The following is a 16,953-nucleotide window of genomic DNA, read 5'->3' on the forward strand; positions in this document are numbered from 1 at the left end:
GATTATAGACAGTCACGTCTGCTACATTTCTGGGCATGAGCACATTGGCTGGAAAACACATCGTTCTGGGCTTGTCCGGCGGCATCGCGGCCTTCAAGTCGGCTGAACTTTGCCGCGCCTTGGTCAAGGCAGGCGTCACGGTGCAGGTGGTGATGACCCAAGCGGCCGAGCAGTTCATGACGGCAGTCACCCTGCAGGCTTTGTCGGGCCGGCCTGTTTACACCTCACAGTGGGACCCGCGCGAGGCCAACAACATGGCGCACATCAACCTGAGCCGCGAAGCCGATGCGATTGTGGTGGCCCCGGCCAGTGCCGACTTCATGGCCAAACTCCTGCACGGCGGCGCGGATGAACTTTTGAGTCTGATGTGTCTGGCCCGTCCGCTTGACAAGGTGCCGCTCATCGTGGCCCCGGCCATGAACCGCGAAATGTGGTCCAACCCGGCCACTCAGCGCAATGTGGCGCAGCTCAAATCCGACGGCATCCATGTGCTGGACGTGGGGCAGGGCGATCAGGCTTGCGGCGAGACGGGCGACGGGCGCATGCTTGAAGCCCATGAAATTCTGGAAGATTTAGAGGCATTTTTCGCCCCCAAACGGATGGCGGGTCGGGCTGTGTTGGTCACGGCTGGTCCCACTTATGAGGCGATTGACCCGGTGCGCGGTATTACCAATTTGTCGAGCGGCAAGATGGGTTTTGCCATTGCGCGTGCAGCCCGAATGGCGGGGGGCGATGTGACCTTGATCGCTGGCCCGGTGAACTTGGAAACGCCCCGTGGGGTCAAGCGCGTGAACGTGCGCTCTGCCCGAGACATGTTGCTGGCGGTGCAGGCCCATTTACCTGCACAAGGCGTTTTCGTGGCCACTGCCGCCGTGGCGGACTGGCGTCCGGCCAACTCGGCCGATCAAAAAATCAAGAAAGACGGCTCGGGTCTGACGCCTGAGCTGAGCTTTGTGGAGAACCCCGACATTTTGGCGACCGTGGCCCAGTCGCCCGCGGCGCAAAAGGGCGATCTGTTTTGTGTGGGTTTTGCCGCCGAAAGCCACGATTTGCTGGCGCACGCCACGGCCAAGCGCTTGCGCAAAGGGGTGCCTTTGCTGGTGGGCAATATCGGCCCAGCCACCTTTGGCCAAGACGACAACGCCTTGCTCTTGGTGGACGCGACTGGGGCCAGGGAATTGCCGCACGCCAGCAAGCAGGTTTTGGCGGTTCAGCTCATGGAAGACATTGCCCGGCGTCTGGGCTCACAACAGGGATGACCATGGACATTGATGTCAAGATTCTGGATGCGCGAATTGCCGCCCAAATGCCGACTTACGCGACCCCGGGCAGCGCGGGCCTTGACTTGCGCGCCTGCCTGGATGCGCCGCTGACTTTGGCACCCAATGCTTGGCAGTTGGTACCCACAGGTATGGCGATCCACCTGAAGGATCCAGGCTATGCAGCCATGTTGCTGCCTCGTTCAGGCTTGGGACACAAGCACGGGATCGTGTTGGGCAATTTGGTGGGCTTGATCGACAGCGATTACCAAGGCCAACTGATGGTCAGCTGCTGGAACCGCAGTGAGGTTGCATTCACCATTGAACCGATGGAACGCATCGCTCAGATGGTGATTGTTCCGGTGGTACAGGCCACGTTCAAGGTGGTCAATGAGTTTGACTCACCCAGCGAACGCGGTGAGGGTGGTTACGGCTCTACCGGCAAAAAATAAGCAGGCCCCTTCACAGCTCAGTGAAGGGTTGGCCCCGTGGGTAGACCTTCGTCACCTACTTCAATTTTGAAAAACCCCGTGCCGCAGCTGCCGGTGCCCACTTCTGCTTCGGTCGGCTCACGAACCGATTCCACTTTCAGGTGCAAACGCAGTGCAATGCCCGACAGCGGGTGGTTGCCGTCGAGCACCACATGCTCGGGGTAGATCTCGGTCACGGTGTAAAGCACGTTGCGCGGCGCGTCGGGGTGACAGCCTTGGGGCAGGGCCGTGCCTTCGATGGTGAGGCCAGGTTCCAGGCCGGGTGGAAAAAGGGCGAGCGGCTCCAAGAAAAGCAGCTCTTCGTTGAAGTCGCCAAAGGCGTCTTCGGGCTCGAGGTGCAGGTCGACCTTGGCGCCTTTTTCGTGGCCTTGCAGGGCTTCTTCGATTTTGGGGAGCAGGTCGTGGCCGCCAATGAAAAATTCAACCGGTTCGTCCAGGGTGTCCAGAACTTCGCCCAGCGTGTCTTTGAGTGTCCAGGTCAGTGCGACCACAGAAGGTGTCTTGATTTCCATACGACAATTGTCGCAGTTTGGCAGCCTGTTTTGGGCCGCTTTGTCTTTGAGCACAGGTCTTTTGGCCTTTGCAACTGAATCACACCGATGAACACAGCACAACCCTTGGCCCTGCTTGGCGGCCTGAGCCCCACCCAATTCATGAAGCGTTATTGGCAAAAAAAGCCCTTGCTGGTGCGCAATGCCATTCCGGGCTTTGTCCCGTGTGTGGGGCGCAACGACTTGGTGGCTTTGGCGGGCGAGGAAGGCGTGGAGTCTCGTTTGATCGTGGATTCGCCCAAAGGCTGGAAGATGAAGCACGGCCCATTCCCGAAGCGCAGCCTGCCGCCATTTAGCCAAAAGAAGTGGACTTTTCTGGTGCAAGGGGTGGATATGCACCACGATGGCGTTCATGCCTTGATGCAGCAGTTCCGCTTTGTGCCCGACGCGCGCTTGGACGATGTGATGATCAGTTACGCCAGCGACGGCGGCGGTGTGGGGCCGCACTTTGACAGCTATGACGTTTTCTTGCTGCAAGCGCATGGGCAGCGGCGCTGGCGAATTGGTCAACAAAAAGATCTGAGCCTGCAAGAAGGCGTTCCGCTCAAGATCTTGCAAAACTTTGAAGCTGAGGAAGAGTTCGTGCTCAACCCCGGTGACATGCTTTACCTGCCCCCAAAATACGCGCACGATGGCGTGGCCGAGGGCGAGTGCATGACATGGTCTATTGGCTTTCGGGCGCCGCAAGAGGGCGAGTTGGCGCGCGAATTGTTGATGGGTTTGGCCGACGAGGCGTTTGAAGCTTTGGGTTCTGGGCTTTACCGAGACCCGAAACAACCGGCGGTGATGACACCTGCGGCGATTCCGTCGCCATTGGCTGGCTTTGCACGTCAAGTGATCGACAAAGCACTTCAAGATTCACGATTGTTGGACAGTTTGCTGGGCGAATACTTGACCGAGCCCAAAGCGCAGGTGTGGTTCGAGAGTTCGGAGGCAGTTGTCGATCTGTCTGGCGGGGTGCAACTCGATCGGCGCACCAAAATGATGTACGACGCTCAGCATGTGTTCATCAACGGCGAGTCTTTCAGGGTGGGGGGGCGCGATGCTCGTGTCTTAAGACTTTTGGCAGACGATCGGCGCATTTCCGGTTCGAAATTCAAGACTTTGAGCGCAAATGCGCAAACTGCGCTTTGCGACTGGGCCTCTGAGGGGTGGTTGCACATGCTCTGATCATGCCTTTTGGCTGCTCCTTGTCTTGCTTTTCTGACTTGTCAAGCAATGGCCTGCACGAACTAGGGAAAACGCTATAATCACAGGCTAGGTACAAAAGAGCTCGAGTGCTTTTGACCTGGTTTGGATGGCATGCCAGCCATCTGAGCAATTTCCGGAAATTGTTTTCTCATTCTTATCTTAGGAAAATCAAAATGAACAAGTCTCTCGTTCTGGCTGCCATCATCGCTGCTGCTGCTCTGTCCGCTTGCGGCAAAAAAGAAGAAGCCGCTGCACCTGCTGCACCTGCACCCGTTGCTGCACCTGCACCAGCACCTGCTGATGCCGCTCCTGCTGCTGCTCCAGCCGCAGCCCCAGCTGCTGACGCAGCAGCCGCCACACCTGCTGCTGCTCCAGCCGCTGCTCCAGCTGCCCCAGCCGCTAAGTAATGCGCCAACTGCCCTGGTGCAAACTGGGGCGGCCGACAAAACACCCCGCATTGCGGGGTTTTTTGTGGGCTCAAATTTTTTACCGCAGTTCTGTGGCGAGTAATTTGAGGATTCGCTCGGCCTCTGCCGATTGCTCCGGTTGACCGTTGGCGTTCAGCACACGAATCACGGTTTGGTCGGAAGTGCTTGCGCTCAAGCTGATGCCGTATTTGGCCAAAACGCGTTGCTCTTTTTTGCTGCTGAAAAGCCTAGAGATCAAGCCGGTCTCTGGTTTGGCGCTTTCCGGTGCCACATAGCGCACAAAGTAGCGCCCGGCAGCCATGTCGCGATCTTCAACGGTGAAGCCACTGCGGTCGAGGGCGACGCCTGTGCGGCGCCAAGCCCTGTCGAGGGCTTCGTTCAGGGTGATGGTGGGTTGGCCGCCAACCATGACCACAGGGAACCCTGCTGGTGCTTTCGAGGCAGTGACTGCAGCACTACTGGCTTCTTGAGGCGAAGTGCCCAATTTGACCATGAGGCGACGCAGAAATTCAATTTCCAGTTCGGGATCGCTGGGACGGGCTTGCCAAATGGTGCGGTCCTTTTGTGCCGTGGCGTAGTTCTCGACCATGCCACGGTGGCTGATGTAGATCTCCACTTCGCCCTTGGCATTGCGCTCAACCCGCGTTCTGTATCTGTCGCGTTCGCCAGTTGAATACAGCGAATCCAACACCCTTCCAAGCGTTTTGCGGATGAAGTCTTGTGGCAATTTGGCCCGGTTTTCCGCCCAGTCGGTCTCCATGATGCCCAGCTCGGGCGAGTCGGTGGTCAGTGGAAAGCCATTGGTTGTCCAAAATTCACGCAAGGCGGGCCAGACTTGGTCTGCAGGCATGGCCACGACCAGCCAGCGTTGGTCGCCTTGGCGTTCCATTTTCACTTTGCCCAAGGTGTTCGTGGCCGTGCCTGCATCTGCCACACGGCTGCTGGCACTTTGAAACCCAGCGGCAGTGGCCGATGTGCTTTCAAAAGCAAACCGGGACTCTCTTCGCAGTTGTGACAAGTCGGGAGGGATTTCCAAGGTGGGCGCTCTGACGGCACTCTTGTAGTCGATCTTGTCCTCTTTCAATATGGAGCAGGCGCTGAGTGAGGCGGTGATGGCCAACACGGTGAGCGAGCGTTGAAAAGGGAAACGGGCCAATGAGGCAATGGTGGCGTTTTTCACAAACATCCTTGGGGTTGATCAGATCAGTCTGCTCGCTTTGAGGGCGGCTTCAACCAGAGGTTGCAAAGGGGCAGACAACTCGGTCATAGGCAGGCGAAGCTTGGGGCCGCAAAGCCCCATGCGCTGCATGGCCCATTTGACCGGTATGGGGTTGGCTTCGACAAACAGGTTTTTGTGCACGGGCAACAGCTGAAACTGGATGCGCATGGCTTCTTGGACCTTGCCTTGCGTGGCTGCAACGCACAGTTCATGCATCAAGCGGGGGGCTACGTTGGCGGTCACGCTGATGTTGCCGGCACCGCCGCACAACATGAGCGCTACTGCCGTGGCATCGTCGCCGGAAAAAACCGAAAACGATTTGGGCACATCGCGAATCAGCCACTGGGCACGTTCGATGTTGCTGGTGGCTTCTTTGATGCCGATGATGCCGGGCACTTGAGCCAAGCGCAGGACGGTCTCGTGCTGCAGATCGGCCACGGTGCGACCGGGCACGTTGTAGAGAATCACGGGCAGTCCGGGTACCGCCTCGGCAATGGCTTTGAAGTGCTGGTAAAGGCCTTCTTGGGTTGGCTTGTTGTAGTAGGGCACCACTTGCAGCTGGGCGTCGGCGCCAACTTTTTGGGCAAATTTGGCCAATTCAATGGCTTCGGCGGTGGAGTTGGCGCCGCAACCCGCGATGATGGGGATGCGTTTGGCAGCTTGCTCAACCGAGACGCGGATGATCTCGCAGTGTTCATCCACAGTGACAGTGGGTGATTCGCCTGAGGTACCCACCACCACGATGGCGTCAGTGCCTTCGGCGATGTGCCAGTCGATCAGCTTTCGCAAAGTGGCGTAGTCCACTTGACCGTCTTCGAGCATGGGGGTAACAAGGGCAGGAATACTGCCACGGATGGGGCGAGAGTCGGTGGTCATGTCAGGCATTTCTGAACAAGAAAAGAGATCATTCTAACGAGTGCAAAGCACCTTCATCCTGAGTAGCCTCTGGTGTTTCAAGCCTTGCGCAACAGCCATCGACTGGCACCGTCCGCCGCCTTTGGCCGGACAGCAACGATCCGCTGTACAAACCGATCGGGCGATGACTCAAATCCATCCTCGTAGGCCACGGTGCGCAAGCTTTGGGTGGCGCTGAGCAACTCACCGTGTTGCAGCAAGAAGTCTGGCCGAGAGGGCTTGCCGACGGTTTCGTTGCCTGCTGCAAAGGTCTCGTAAACCAAGACGCCGCCAGGCCCGAGGCTTTCTACGATGACCGGCAGCAAGGGGCGCCACAGGTAATTTGTCACCACCACAGCGCCAAATGTTTGACCAGAAAAGGGCCAAGGCCCGTTTTCAATGTCGGCGCAGGTGACTTGACCATGCACTTGTGCCAAAGCCAAAGCGTCTGGATTGCGGTCCACGCCCTGCACGGTGTGCCCTTGCGCGGTCAGCCAACGCATGTGGCGACCGGCACCGCATGCCACATCCAAGACAAGACTTTGAGGTGCAATCAGGTGGGCCCAGCGTTGCAGCCAAGCGGAGGGGTTTTCGGTGCCATGCATGGTGTGTGCTGGGGTAGGTTAAAAGCAAGACCACAATTGTTCGGACAACATGATCACCACATCGGGTTGGGTGTAGAGCCAAAAGCCGAGCGCCAGACCCAAAGCGCCAAGCCCAATGAGGGTGTGGCGTGTGCTCATGCGGGCAAAGGTGCTTTGCGCACGATGGGGCTTTCACGCACGGGCAGGTTCACCAAGGCTGCAAAAACCCCCAAGGCGATCGCCAAATACCAAACGATGTTGTAGCTGCCGGTCTTGTCATACAGATAGCCGCCCAACCAAACCCCCATGAAAGAGCCAATTTGGTGGCTAAAAAAGATGAAGCCGCTGAGCATGGACAAGTGGGCCACCCCAAAAATTTGGGCCACCGCCGCATTGGTGGGGGGCACCGTGGACAACCACAACAAACCCATCACCGCCGAGAAAATATAAACACTGGTGGGCGTGAGTGGGGCCAGCAAAAACACCACAATCGCCACCGAACGGGCCGCATAAATGAGGGCCAAGATGTTTTTCTTGGGCATTTTTTGACCCAAACTGCCGGCAATGTAAGTGCCGAAGACGTTGAACAAGCCGATCAAAGCCAGGGCGTAACTGGCCACTTGGGGCGCCAAGCCGTGGTCCTTTAAATAGCTGGGCATGTGCACGCCTATGAAAACGACTTGGAAACCACAAACAAAATAACCGGCCATCAGCAACTGAAAGCTGGGGTACTTGAAGGCTTCTTTGAGCGCTTGGGCAATGGTCTGGTCGCGCTGAATTTGACCTGGTGCGCTCAGGGCAGGCTCGCGCAGCCCCCATGCGAGTGGCACGATCAGCAGCGCTGCTGCAGCCAAAATCACCAAAGCGGTTTGCCAGCCGGCTTGGCTGATCAGCAAACCTTCGACAGGAACCATCAAAAATTGACCAAAACTGCCCGCCGCAGCCGCTACGCCCATGGCCCATGAACGCCGGTCGGCGGGAACGTTGCGGCCAATGACGCCATAAATCACGGCATAGGTGGTGCCCGCTTGGGCTGTGCCAATGATCACCCCGGTGAACAAGGCGAACACCCATGGGTCTGTGGCCCAGGCCATGCCCAAAAGGCCCGTGCTGTAGATCACTGCACCCAGTGCAATCACCCTGAAGGCACCGAACTTGTCGGCCACCATGCCGGCAAAAATGCCGACAAAGCCCCAGGACAAGTTTTGGATGGCCATGGCAAAACCAAATTCTTGGCGGCCCCAGCCTTGGGCTTGGGTAATGGGTTGCAACCAAAGGCCAAAACCATGCCGAATGCCCATGGACAAAGTGACGATCGCGGCGCCGCAGATCAGCACTTGGGTCAATGAAAGGGGTTTGTGTTGCATCGTGAGACTTTAACCAATCATGGGCAAAAAAATTGTCACTGGGGTACGTTCAGCGCGTAGAAGTCACAAATGGCCTGCCAAGCTTGCTCCGGGGTGTCCACGTAATGGAACAGATCGAGGTCACTCGGTGAGATCGTGCCCTCTTCAATCAGCACATCCACATTGATCAGGCTTTTCCAGAAAGTGGTTCCAAAAAGCAAGATGGGCACTGGCCGTGCTTTGCGGGTTTGTACGAGCGTCATCACTTCAAACAACTCGTCCAGTGTGCCAAATCCACCAGGAAACGCCACCAAAGCTTTGGCCCGCATCATGAAATGCATCTTACGCAGGGCGAAGTAATGGAACTTGAAGCTCAATTCGGGGGTGACGAAACGGTTGGGGTGTTGCTCGTGGGGCAATGCAATGTTCAGCGCCACTGACAGTGCCCCTGCTTCTTGCGCGCCTCTGTTGGCCGCTTCCATGATGCCCGGTCCGCCGCCCGTGCAAATGAACAACTGTTCTGCCTGGGGCAAACATGAGCACGAGCGGGCCACCAGCTGAGCAAAGAGGCGGGCGTTCTCGTAGTGTTCTGCGTTGCGCACCAAAGCCTCGGCTTTGGCGATGTCTTGTTCATGGCCGCTTTGCTGCGCGATTTGGAGTTGGGCTTGGGCTTCCATCCGGTCGACAAAGCGGGCGCTGCCAAACACCACCACGGTGTGTTCGATGCCCGCTTCGGCCTGGGCCAAATCGGGTTTGAGCATTTCAAGCTGAAAGCGAATGCCCCGGGTTTCGCGGCGCAGCAAAAACTCGGGGTCGGCAAAGGCAAGGCGGTGCGCCTCGGGCTCCAGCCAGTCGCTGCTTTTGGCCTCGGCCTGCAAGTCGGCCCAAGCATGAGGGAGAGAGGGTTCTTTGAGGTTTTGAGTGCTTTGCATGGGGCTCATTGTGCATGGGCCAAAAGATGTGCCATGTTCCATGAAAAAAGCCCCTTGCGGGGCTTTCATCGGGCGATGTCTGAACTTCTCAGACGCGTTTGCGGTATTCGCCTGTTCGGGTGTCGATTTCGATCTTGTCGCCTTGGCTCACAAACAAAGGCACTGGCACTTCCATGCCGGTGGCGATCTTGGCAGGCTTGAGCACTTTGCCGGAGGTGTCGCCTTTGACGGCGGGTTCGGTCCAGGTGATCTCGCGCACCACGCTGGTGGGCAACTCGACCGAGATGGCTTTTTCGTTGTAGAAGACCACTTCGAGTTCCATGCCGTCTTCGAGGTAGTTCAAAGCGTCACCCATGTTGGTGGCTTCGACTTCGTACTGGTTGAAGTCGGTGTCCATGCAAACATACATCGGGTCTGCGAAATACGAGTAGGTGCAGTCTTTCTTGTCCAGGATGACTTGGTCCATTTTGTCGTCGGCGCGAAACACGACTTCGGTGCCGAAGTTGGCGATCAAGCTTTTGAGCTTCATGCGCACAGTGGATGAGCCGCGGCCGCCGCGTTGGTATTCGGTGCGCAGGACGACCATGGGGTCTTTGCCATGCATGATGACGTTGCCGACGCGGATTTCTTGAGCGGTTTTCATAGGAATTGAGTCTGAAATGAAAGGGGTATGGCTCGGAGCCAAGCCCACTATTCTAACCTGTAGGGGCTGCTTTTGGGTTGAAGATGCGCACAGGCGCTCATTCCCGCGCCGTCAGGCCTTGGGTCAGAGCGCCCAACGCTATGCCGCCCAAGGCCCACAAGATGTCGGTGTTGCCGGTACCCAAAGCTGCAATGGCAGGACCTGGGCAAACCCCGCTCAGCCCCCAGCCCACGCCAAAAATGGCCGAGCCGATGACCGTCTGGCGGTTCCAGCTGGCAGGCTGGGTGAGAAACTGCCCCCCAAGCAATGGGCGACTGAACCATCGCGGAAAGCCCTTGTAAGCCAACATGGCCAGGCCAGCAGCGCCACCCATCACCAACATGAGCCCCCAGTCCTTGAACTGTAAAAAGCCCATGACGACTTCGGGCTGCACCATGGTGGCCAGCGAAAGGCCAAAGCCAAACAAGGCGCCTGCCAGCAGGGTGACCAGCGCTTTGGGCAAAGTGAGCGTGTGGGCTTGAATGTGGGGGGTGTTCATGCCAGACCTTTCGTGGTGATGGCCATCAGGTTGGCGGTCAAAAAGGCGGTGGCCATGAAAGTGAGCACCGCGCCCAGCGAAGGCAGTTGCAACGCACCCAGCCCACAAATGCCATGGCCCGACGTGCAGCCGTTGCCCAAACGCGCCCCATAGCCGACCAGAAACCCGCCGATCAGCAACTGCCAGGCTGGCACGCTGGTGTGCTGGGCTTCGCCGCCTGCCAGCGCAAAGCGCCAAACCAGCGCCCCCAGCACCACACCCAGGGCATAAACCAAGCGCCAATGGCGGGTATTGATGAAACGGGCCTGCTGAAAAAACGCCCTTGGGGTCACAAAAGACCAACTGCTGGAAAAGACGGAACTCATGCCGCCGACCCAGCCGTTGCACAGATAAAGCAGCGCCACGCCAGCGCCAATGGTCAGGCCGCCCAGCAGGTAGTGCTGCCAGCCGAGGGGGAAGAGGGCTTCAATCGAAATCATGCGTCAGATTATCCCTGCAGCGGGTATCAAGGTTTCGATGTCTGCGCTTGGACAAAGGCCATGAGTTGGACGTGCAAGGCGTTTTGTAGGCGCAGTCTGGCGCGAGTGGCTGTGGCGCAGGCAGACCAAGTCTCCAGAGTCTCGGCGCTCAAGCTGGGCCAAGCTGTGTTTTCAATGCCGTTCCAAACCCGGTGCGCCAGCCTCAGACTCTGTGGCGCCTCCAGCCAATCCAGAAAAGCCTCCAGCTTGGCGTGGTGGGCATTGTCCTCTTGCGGGTAGATGTGCCAGATGAAGGGTTGGCCCGCCCACAGAGCGCGCACCAGCGAGTCTTCTCCGCGCACCAAGTTGAGGTCGCAAGCCCAGAGCATTTCATCGAAGCCGTTTTGGTCGGTGTAGGGCAGGGCGCTCCAACTGGGGCTCGAGGGCATGCGGGTCAGCGCTTGTTGCACTGCCGCCAGCGAGCGGGCAGGGGTGACCAGCAGGTGGTGCGGTGTGTCCACCAGTTGGGTCAGCAGTTGCGGCAGGGCCGCAGGTTCGTAGCAAAACAGACTGATCAGCAGGCCTTCCGGGGCCAGCTTGGGGACATGTTGCCGACGCCAGGCAGCGCGGTCAAAGCTTTTTTGCCGAGCCCAAAGATCGGTTTCGCGGAGCAGGCCGCCTGTGTCCGGCGTGAAACCGGGGTAAAAGAAGGTCTTGGTCCAGCCCTTGGCCGGGCCGCTCATCACGGGCGAAGGCAACTTGTGCAAGCGCGGCACCCAGTCTTCGGCGCTCAGGTATTCGAGGTTGATCCAGGTGGGCTGTTGGGGGTGTATGGCCACACCGTACGCGACAAAAGCTTCGGGGATTTCGCAGCCAAAAGCCTCGACCCAGACATCGGCCGGGGGCAAGTCATCCAAGGAGCTGCTTTGGCGGGCCTCTTCCCAGTGACGCACTTCGATGCCGGGCTCCTGGTGGTTGGTGGGGGCCATCCAGTTCAGGGCCGAGGCCTCGTCTACCCACAGGCGCACGCGTTGGCCCGCATCGCGCAACTGGCGCGTCAGTCGCCAGCACACGCCCAAATCGCCGTGGTTGTCGATGACGGTGCAGAAGATGTCCCAGAGTTGGCCAGTTTGCATGCGGGGATTGTCGCTGGTGTTTTCACAGACAATAGCCGCCATGTCGAACGCCCATGATGAAGCCCTGCTCGCGCAAGTTGCCGCGCTGCCCGCCTTGCCGGGGGTGTACCGCTATTTCGATGTGCAGGGCAACGTGCTGTATGTGGGCAAGGCCAAGCAGCTCAAAAAGCGGGTGTCGAGCTACTTTCAGAAGGACCACGGTGGCACCCGCATAGGCCACATGGTCAGCAAGATCGCCCGAATGGAGACCACGGTGGTGCGCTCCGAGGCCGAGGCACTGTTGTTGGAAAACAACCTGATCAAGTCGCTCAGTCCCCGTTTCAACATTTTGTTTCGGGACGACAAGACCTACCCCTATCTCAAGCTCACGGGCAACGGCACCTTGATGTTGAAGGATGTGAGCCCTGTTTCGGATGCGCCAGAGGCACAAAACTTTCCACGTGTGGCTTATTACCGGGGTGCGGTCGAGAAAAAACACCGTTACTTTGGGCCTTTTCCAAGTGCCTGGGCGGTCAAGGAGTCGATTCAGCTTTTGCAAAAGGTGTTTCGACTGCGCACTTGCGAGGACACGGTTTTTGCCAATCGCACCCGGCCTTGTTTGCTTTATCAAATCAAGCGTTGCTCGGGGCCGTGTGTGAACCTCATCACTCCCGAGGCTTATGCCGACGATGTGCATCACGCCGAGCGCTTTTTGAAGGGCGAGACCCAAGCCTTGCTGCAAGAGATGGAGGCCCGCATGATGGCGCACGCTGAGCGTTTGGCCTTTGAGCAAGCGGCGGAGGTGCGTAACCAAATGACGGCCTTGTCGCGGGTGCTGCACCAACAGTCGGTGGACACGGGCACCGACACCGATGTGGACATTTTGGCTGTGCGCGTGCAGGGCGGCCGCGCCTGCGTGAATTTGGCCATGGTGCGTGGCGGGCGTCATTTGGGCGACCGGGCCTACTTTCCGGCCCATGTGGAAGACGCGCATGCCTTGCAGACAATGGATGACGACGGGCAGCCGCCGGTTGCTCTCGAGGTGCAGGTGCTCGAAGCCTTCATGGCCCAGCACTACATTGGCATTCCGGTCCCAGCTGCCTTGATCACCAGTGTGGCGGTGGACAAAGCATTGGTGTCGGCTTTGTCGCTGCAAGCGGGTTACAAAATTGCCGCCGTGCACAACCCGCGCGAGCAGCGACGGGTATGGCTGGAAATGAGCGAGAAAAACGCCGACATCCAATTGGCGCGCCTGTTGGCCGAAGAAGGCTCGCAACAAGCCCGCACCCGGGCCTTGGCCGATGCCTTGGATTTGGCACCAGACGATATGGATCAGCTGCACATCGAGTGTTTTGACATCTCGCACACGGCCGGCGAGAACACGCAAGCCTCATGCGTGGTGTTTCGCCAGCACAAGATGCAAAGCGCCGAATACCGGCGCTACAACATCGAAGGCATCACGCCGGGCGACGATTACGCCGCCATGCGCCAAGTGCTGATGCGCCGTTATGGCAAGTTGGCCGAGGCTTTACGTTCCGGCGAGGGCACGGCTCGGTTGCCAGATTTGGTGCTGATTGACGGCGGCAAGGGCCAGGTCAGCATGGCGCGTGAAGTGTTCACCGACTTGGGGCTGGACCTCTCGCGCATTGTGGGAGTGGAAAAAGGCGAGGGCCGCAAGGTGGGACTGGAAGAGCTGGTGTTTGCCGATGGCCGAGAGAAGGTCTATTTGGGCAAAGATTCGGCGGCGCTCATGCTGGTGGCGCAAATTCGCGACGAGGCGCACCGCTTTGCCATCACTGGCATGCGGGCTCAGCGGGCCAAGGTGCGCATGGGCGGCAGCAAGATCGAAGAAATCCCCGGCATCGGGCCCCGTAAACGGGCCAAGCTGCTGCAGCGTTTTGGCGGTGTGCGTGGGGTTGAGAGCGCCAGTGTGGAGGATTTACTCGGCGTGGAGGGCATCTCGCGGGAGCTGGCAGAGACCATTTACAACGCCTTGCACTGACCTCAAAAGTTCAGACCCCAGGGTGTCAGGCTCCTGCCTCCATCACGTGCCACAATCGAAACCATGTTTTTCACGATCCCCACCCTCATGACTTGGACGCGCATTGTCGCGATTCCTTTGATCATTGGCGTGTACTACTTGGACAGTCTGACGATTGAGACCCAAAACCTGATCGCCACGCTGATGTTTGTGGTTTTTGCCTGGACTGACTGGCTGGATGGTTTTTTGGCCCGAAAACTCAACCAGACTTCGGCTTTCGGTGCATTTTTGGATCCGGTCGCCGATAAGTTTTTGGTGTGCGCCGCATTGCTCATGCTGGTGCAAATGGACCGAGTGAACGTTTTGGTCGCGCTCATCATCATTGGCCGCGAAATCGCTATTTCATCTTTGCGTGAATGGATGGCGCAAATTGGTGCCAGCAAAAGTGTGGCCGTTCATATGGTGGGCAAACTCAAGACCACAGTACAAATGGTGGCCATTCCGTTTTTACTCTACAACGGGACCTTGTTCGGTGTGATCGACACCCGCGATTGGGGTGCGGTGCTGATTGTTGTGGCCGCTATCTTGACGGTCTGGTCCATGGTTTATTACATGCAAAAGGCTTTGCCTGAAATCCGAGCCCGCGTGAAATGACCTTGGGCAGATTGTCGGGTGCTTGGGTCTGGGCCATTCCCCTTGTGTTTGTGTTGATCTGGAGCACGGGTTTCATCGTCGCCCGTTTCGGCATGCCACATTCGCCGCCATTTTCCTTTTTGCTGTTGCGCTTCTTGCTCTCCATAGCTTGTTTCTTGCCTTGGATTTGGTGGGCCAAGGTTTCTTGGCCGCAAACAAGGCAGCAGTGGGTTCATCTTTCAGTCACCGGAATTTTGATTCAAGCTTGTTACCTGGGTGGCGTTTGGGCAGCCGTCAAGGCGGGGATGGGGTCTGGACTCTCTTCTTTGGTGGTGGGTATTCAGCCAGTCCTGACCGCCATTTGGTTGTCCTGGATGTCGCGCCCATCCTCCGATTGCGAAGCGCCTTTACCCGCTGTGTCGCTTCGCCAGTGGTTGGGTTTGTCGCTGGGCTTTATCGGCTTGTTGATGGTGGTTTGGCACAAACTCAGTTTGTCCAACCCTCTGGACCATGTGACACCCGCGAATATGTTGTTTGCCATCGGCGCTTTGCTGGCCATCACGGCGGGTACGCTGTATCAAAAACATTTTGTGCAACCCTGCGATGTTCGAACGGCCAACACCGTTCAGCTCATGGCTTCTGCTGTGGTCATTTTGCCGCTGGCGCTGCTGGAGACCGAAGCCATCCGCTGGAACGGTCAGTTGACAGGCGCCATGGCCTGGTCGGTCTTGGGCCTGACCCTGGGGGGCAGCTCTCTCTTTTATATTTTGATCCAACGCGGCGCTGCGGCAGCAGTGACCAGTTTGTTGTACTTGGTGCCACCGACAACGGCGGTGATGGCTTGGTTCTTGTTTGATGAAAGCATCACGACCCTGACTTTGGCCGGAACAGCCCTCACAGCGTTGGGGGTTGGCTTGGTGGTTCGGTCACCTCGGTGAATGCGTGATCATTCACTTGTCTGTATTCTCTGCATTTTTTGAAAAAGGAAACCCCATGACCCGACACCGTATAGCAGTGATTCCAGGTGACGGCATTGGCAAAGAAGTCATGCCCGAAGGTTTGCGCGTGATGGAAGCCGCAGCCCGAAAATTTGGCATTGACTTGCAGTTTGACCATTTCGATTTTTCCAGCTGGGACTATTTCGAAAAACACGGAAAAATGTTGCCCGACAACTGGAAAGACCAGATTGGCGGTCACGATGCGCTTTACTTTGGCGCGGTGGGTTGGCCCGACAAGATCGCCGACCACGTGTCGTTGTGGGGTTCCTTGTTGTTGTTCCGCAGGGAGTTTGACCAATACATCAATTTGCGCCCAGCCCGTTTGATGCCGGGCATCATCGCGCCTGTGGTGCGCCGTGACGGCAGCCCTCGTCAACCCGGTGAAATTGACATGTACATCGTGCGTGAAAACACCGAGGGTGAGTACTCCAGCATCGGTGGGCGCATGTTCCCTGGAACCGAGCGAGAGATTGTGATGCAAGAGACGGTGATGTCACGCATTGGTGTCGATCGCGTGCTGAAATTTGCATATGAATTGGCACAGTCGCGTCCCAAAAAGCACCTCACCAGCGCCACCAAGTCAAACGGAATCGCCATCACCATGCCTTATTGGGACGAACGCGTGGCTGAAATGGCCAAGGCCTATCCCGGCGTGAATGTCGATAAATTCCACATTGATATCTTGACGGCCCACTTTGTTCAGCGCCCAGACTTTTTTGATGTGGTGGTGGCCAGCAATTTGTTTGGTGACATTCTCAGTGATTTGGGGCCTGCGTGCACCGGCACGATCGGCATTGCGCCCAGTGCTAACCTCAATCCAGATCGCAAGTTCCCTTCCTTGTTTGAGCCTGTTCACGGGTCTGCCCCTGACATCGCGGGCAAGGGCGTGGCCAACCCGATCGGTCAAATTTGGTGCGGCGCCATGATGCTCGAATTTCTGGGTTACAAAGAAGCTCACGATGCGGTTTTGGGGGCCATTGAGAAAGTCTTGGCGGCAGGCCCCGACGCACCGCGCACGCCCGATTTGGGCGGCAAAGCCAGCACTTCTGACGTGGGACGCGCCATTTGTGAGGCTTTGTGATGCGCCATCCAGCGCAGCCGGGCCCTTGCATTAAAAAAACTGTTCAAGCGTTTACTGAGCTTGATTTTCAAGGCTAAAATTAGCCACAGATCTGGTGTTCAATGGGGTTTTTTGACTCACCCACAAGGTGATTATTCTTGCCCTCTGTTCACCTGTTGTTGAAGTCTTGTGCCACAGCACCATTTTTGTGTGGGTCGGCATCTGTTTAACCACCGTGATAAACGGTCTTTATACCCAGAGGTTTTTTGTGAACAAAACTGAATTGATCGAACACATTGCCAAGCATGCTGATTTGTCCAAGGCAGCTGCGGGTCGCGCCCTTGAGGCCACCATGGGCGCAGTCCGTACCACTCTGAAAAAGGGCGGTACTGTTTCTTTGGTGGGTTTTGGCACCTTTGCAGTGGGCAAGCGTGCAGCTCGCACGGGTCGCAACCCACGCACTGGCGCTGCGATTAAAATCAAAAAAGCCAATGTGCCAAAGTTCCGTCCAGGCAAAGGTCTGAAGGACGCTTTGAACTGATAGACATTTGAGGGGGTGCTTAGCTCAGTTGGTAGAGCGGCTCCTTTACACGGAGTAGGTCGGCGGTTCGAGACCGTCAGCACCCACCACC

General features: G+C 57.6%; 19 protein-coding genes and 1 tRNA gene. 10 read left to right on the plus strand and 10 right to left on the minus strand.

What is annotated here, in order from left to right; translation table 11 throughout:
- Nucleotides 1-35 precede the first annotated feature (35 nt).
- Together coaBC and dut are read left to right on the plus strand one after the other, a co-directional pair.
- Nucleotides 36-1,259, plus strand: a complete 1,224-nt coding sequence (gene coaBC, locus Q1M54_RS05410) for a bifunctional phosphopantothenoylcysteine decarboxylase/phosphopantothenate--cysteine ligase CoaBC (protein ID WP_300554915.1) — start codon at nt 36-38, stop codon at nt 1,257-1,259.
- Nucleotides 1,260-1,261: 2 nt separating this feature from the next.
- Nucleotides 1,262-1,711: a dUTP diphosphatase gene (gene dut / locus Q1M54_RS05415; RefSeq protein ID WP_300554918.1), complete on the plus strand. Its 450-nt coding sequence runs from the start codon at nt 1,262-1,264 to the stop codon at nt 1,709-1,711.
- Nucleotides 1,712-1,728: 17 nt separating this feature from the next.
- Here the strand turns inward: dut and Q1M54_RS05420 are convergent, their stop codons facing one another.
- A complete protein-coding gene (locus Q1M54_RS05420; RefSeq protein WP_300554921.1) occupies nt 1,729-2,262 on the minus strand; it encodes an FKBP-type peptidyl-prolyl cis-trans isomerase in 534 nt (177 codons plus the stop codon).
- Between the two features lie 87 nt (nt 2,263-2,349).
- On the opposite strand from Q1M54_RS05420, the gene Q1M54_RS05425 reads away from it, so the two are divergent.
- Together Q1M54_RS05425 and Q1M54_RS05430 are read left to right on the plus strand one after the other, a co-directional pair.
- Nucleotides 2,350-3,471: a cupin domain-containing protein gene (locus Q1M54_RS05425; RefSeq protein WP_300554924.1), complete on the plus strand. Its 1,122-nt coding sequence runs from the start codon at nt 2,350-2,352 to the stop codon at nt 3,469-3,471.
- 194 nt (nt 3,472-3,665) lie between these two features.
- Entirely contained in the window at nt 3,666-3,899 is a 234-nt protein-coding gene (locus Q1M54_RS05430) for a hypothetical protein (RefSeq protein ID WP_300554926.1), read from the plus strand.
- Between the two features lie 79 nt (nt 3,900-3,978).
- Here the strand turns inward: Q1M54_RS05430 and bamC are convergent, their stop codons facing one another.
- The 9 genes from bamC to earP all read right to left on the minus strand — a co-directional run bounded on the left by bamC (nt 3,979) and on the right by earP (nt 11,670).
- Nucleotides 3,979-5,106, minus strand: a complete 1,128-nt coding sequence (gene bamC, locus Q1M54_RS05435) for an outer membrane protein assembly factor BamC (protein WP_300554928.1) — start codon at nt 5,104-5,106, stop codon at nt 3,979-3,981.
- Between the two features lie 12 nt (nt 5,107-5,118).
- Nucleotides 5,119-6,015, minus strand: coding sequence for a 4-hydroxy-tetrahydrodipicolinate synthase (gene dapA / locus Q1M54_RS05440; RefSeq protein WP_300554931.1), 897 nt, complete (start codon nt 6,013-6,015; stop codon nt 5,119-5,121).
- Between the two features lie 77 nt (nt 6,016-6,092).
- Complete coding sequence (locus Q1M54_RS05445) at nt 6,093-6,638, minus strand: class I SAM-dependent methyltransferase (RefSeq protein WP_300554934.1); 546 nt, start codon at nt 6,636-6,638, stop codon at nt 6,093-6,095.
- A gap of 134 nt (nt 6,639-6,772) precedes the next feature.
- On the minus strand, nt 6,773-7,984 hold the full coding sequence (locus Q1M54_RS05450) for an MFS transporter (RefSeq protein WP_300554937.1): 1,212 nt from the start codon (nt 7,982-7,984) through the stop codon (nt 6,773-6,775).
- A 35-nt stretch (nt 7,985-8,019) separates the two neighbouring features.
- Nucleotides 8,020-8,895 (minus strand): TIGR00730 family Rossman fold protein, encoded by an 876-nt coding sequence (locus Q1M54_RS05455; protein WP_300554940.1) that lies wholly within the window; start codon nt 8,893-8,895, stop codon nt 8,020-8,022.
- An 88-nt stretch (nt 8,896-8,983) separates the two neighbouring features.
- Nucleotides 8,984-9,538: an elongation factor P gene (gene efp, locus Q1M54_RS05460; RefSeq protein WP_019428318.1), complete on the minus strand. Its 555-nt coding sequence runs from the start codon at nt 9,536-9,538 to the stop codon at nt 8,984-8,986.
- A 97-nt stretch (nt 9,539-9,635) separates the two neighbouring features.
- Nucleotides 9,636-10,076, minus strand: coding sequence for a DUF6691 family protein (locus Q1M54_RS05465; RefSeq protein WP_300554948.1), 441 nt, complete (start codon nt 10,074-10,076; stop codon nt 9,636-9,638).
- A complete protein-coding gene (locus tag Q1M54_RS05470) occupies nt 10,073-10,555 on the minus strand; it encodes a YeeE/YedE thiosulfate transporter family protein (RefSeq protein WP_300554950.1) in 483 nt (160 codons plus the stop codon). Before Q1M54_RS05470 ends, Q1M54_RS05465 begins: the two co-directional genes overlap by 4 nt.
- Nucleotides 10,556-10,581: 26 nt before the next feature.
- Nucleotides 10,582-11,670: an elongation factor P maturation arginine rhamnosyltransferase EarP gene (gene earP / locus Q1M54_RS05475; RefSeq protein ID WP_300554952.1), complete on the minus strand. Its 1,089-nt coding sequence runs from the start codon at nt 11,668-11,670 to the stop codon at nt 10,582-10,584.
- 40 nt (nt 11,671-11,710) lie between these two features.
- Here earP and uvrC point away from each other — a divergent pair, with 40 nt between their 5' ends.
- The 6 genes from uvrC (at nt 11,711) to Q1M54_RS05505 (ending at nt 16,951) form a co-directional block, all read left to right on the plus strand.
- Nucleotides 11,711-13,651 carry an excinuclease ABC subunit UvrC gene (gene uvrC, locus Q1M54_RS05480; protein ID WP_300554955.1) on the plus strand — a complete coding sequence of 647 codons (1,941 nt, stop codon included), beginning with the start codon at nt 11,711-11,713 and terminating at the stop codon, nt 13,649-13,651.
- A 63-nt stretch (nt 13,652-13,714) separates the two neighbouring features.
- Nucleotides 13,715-14,284 (plus strand): CDP-diacylglycerol--glycerol-3-phosphate 3-phosphatidyltransferase, encoded by a 570-nt coding sequence (pgsA, locus tag Q1M54_RS05485; protein ID WP_300554958.1) that lies wholly within the window; start codon nt 13,715-13,717, stop codon nt 14,282-14,284.
- The gene (locus Q1M54_RS05490) at nt 14,281-15,201 is read left to right on the plus strand and encodes a DMT family transporter (protein WP_300554960.1); all 921 of its coding nucleotides are present in this window, start codon (nt 14,281-14,283) and stop codon (nt 15,199-15,201) included. The genes pgsA and Q1M54_RS05490 overlap by 4 nt, the downstream gene beginning before the upstream one ends.
- Before the next feature lie 55 nt (nt 15,202-15,256).
- A complete protein-coding gene (locus Q1M54_RS05495) occupies nt 15,257-16,342 on the plus strand; it encodes a tartrate dehydrogenase (RefSeq protein ID WP_300554963.1) in 1,086 nt (361 codons plus the stop codon).
- 247 nt (nt 16,343-16,589) lie between these two features.
- Nucleotides 16,590-16,862, plus strand: coding sequence for an HU family DNA-binding protein (locus Q1M54_RS05500; RefSeq protein ID WP_019428312.1), 273 nt, complete (start codon nt 16,590-16,592; stop codon nt 16,860-16,862).
- 13 nt (nt 16,863-16,875) lie between these two features.
- Nucleotides 16,876-16,951: transfer RNA gene (locus tag Q1M54_RS05505), tRNA-Val, on the plus strand.
- The last annotated feature ends 2 nt before the right edge of the window (nt 16,952-16,953 follow it).

It is taken from the genome of Limnohabitans sp. Rim8 (genome assembly GCF_943326455.1).
In the GTDB taxonomy this organism is placed as follows: Bacteria; Pseudomonadota; Gammaproteobacteria; order Burkholderiales; family Burkholderiaceae_C; genus Limnohabitans_A.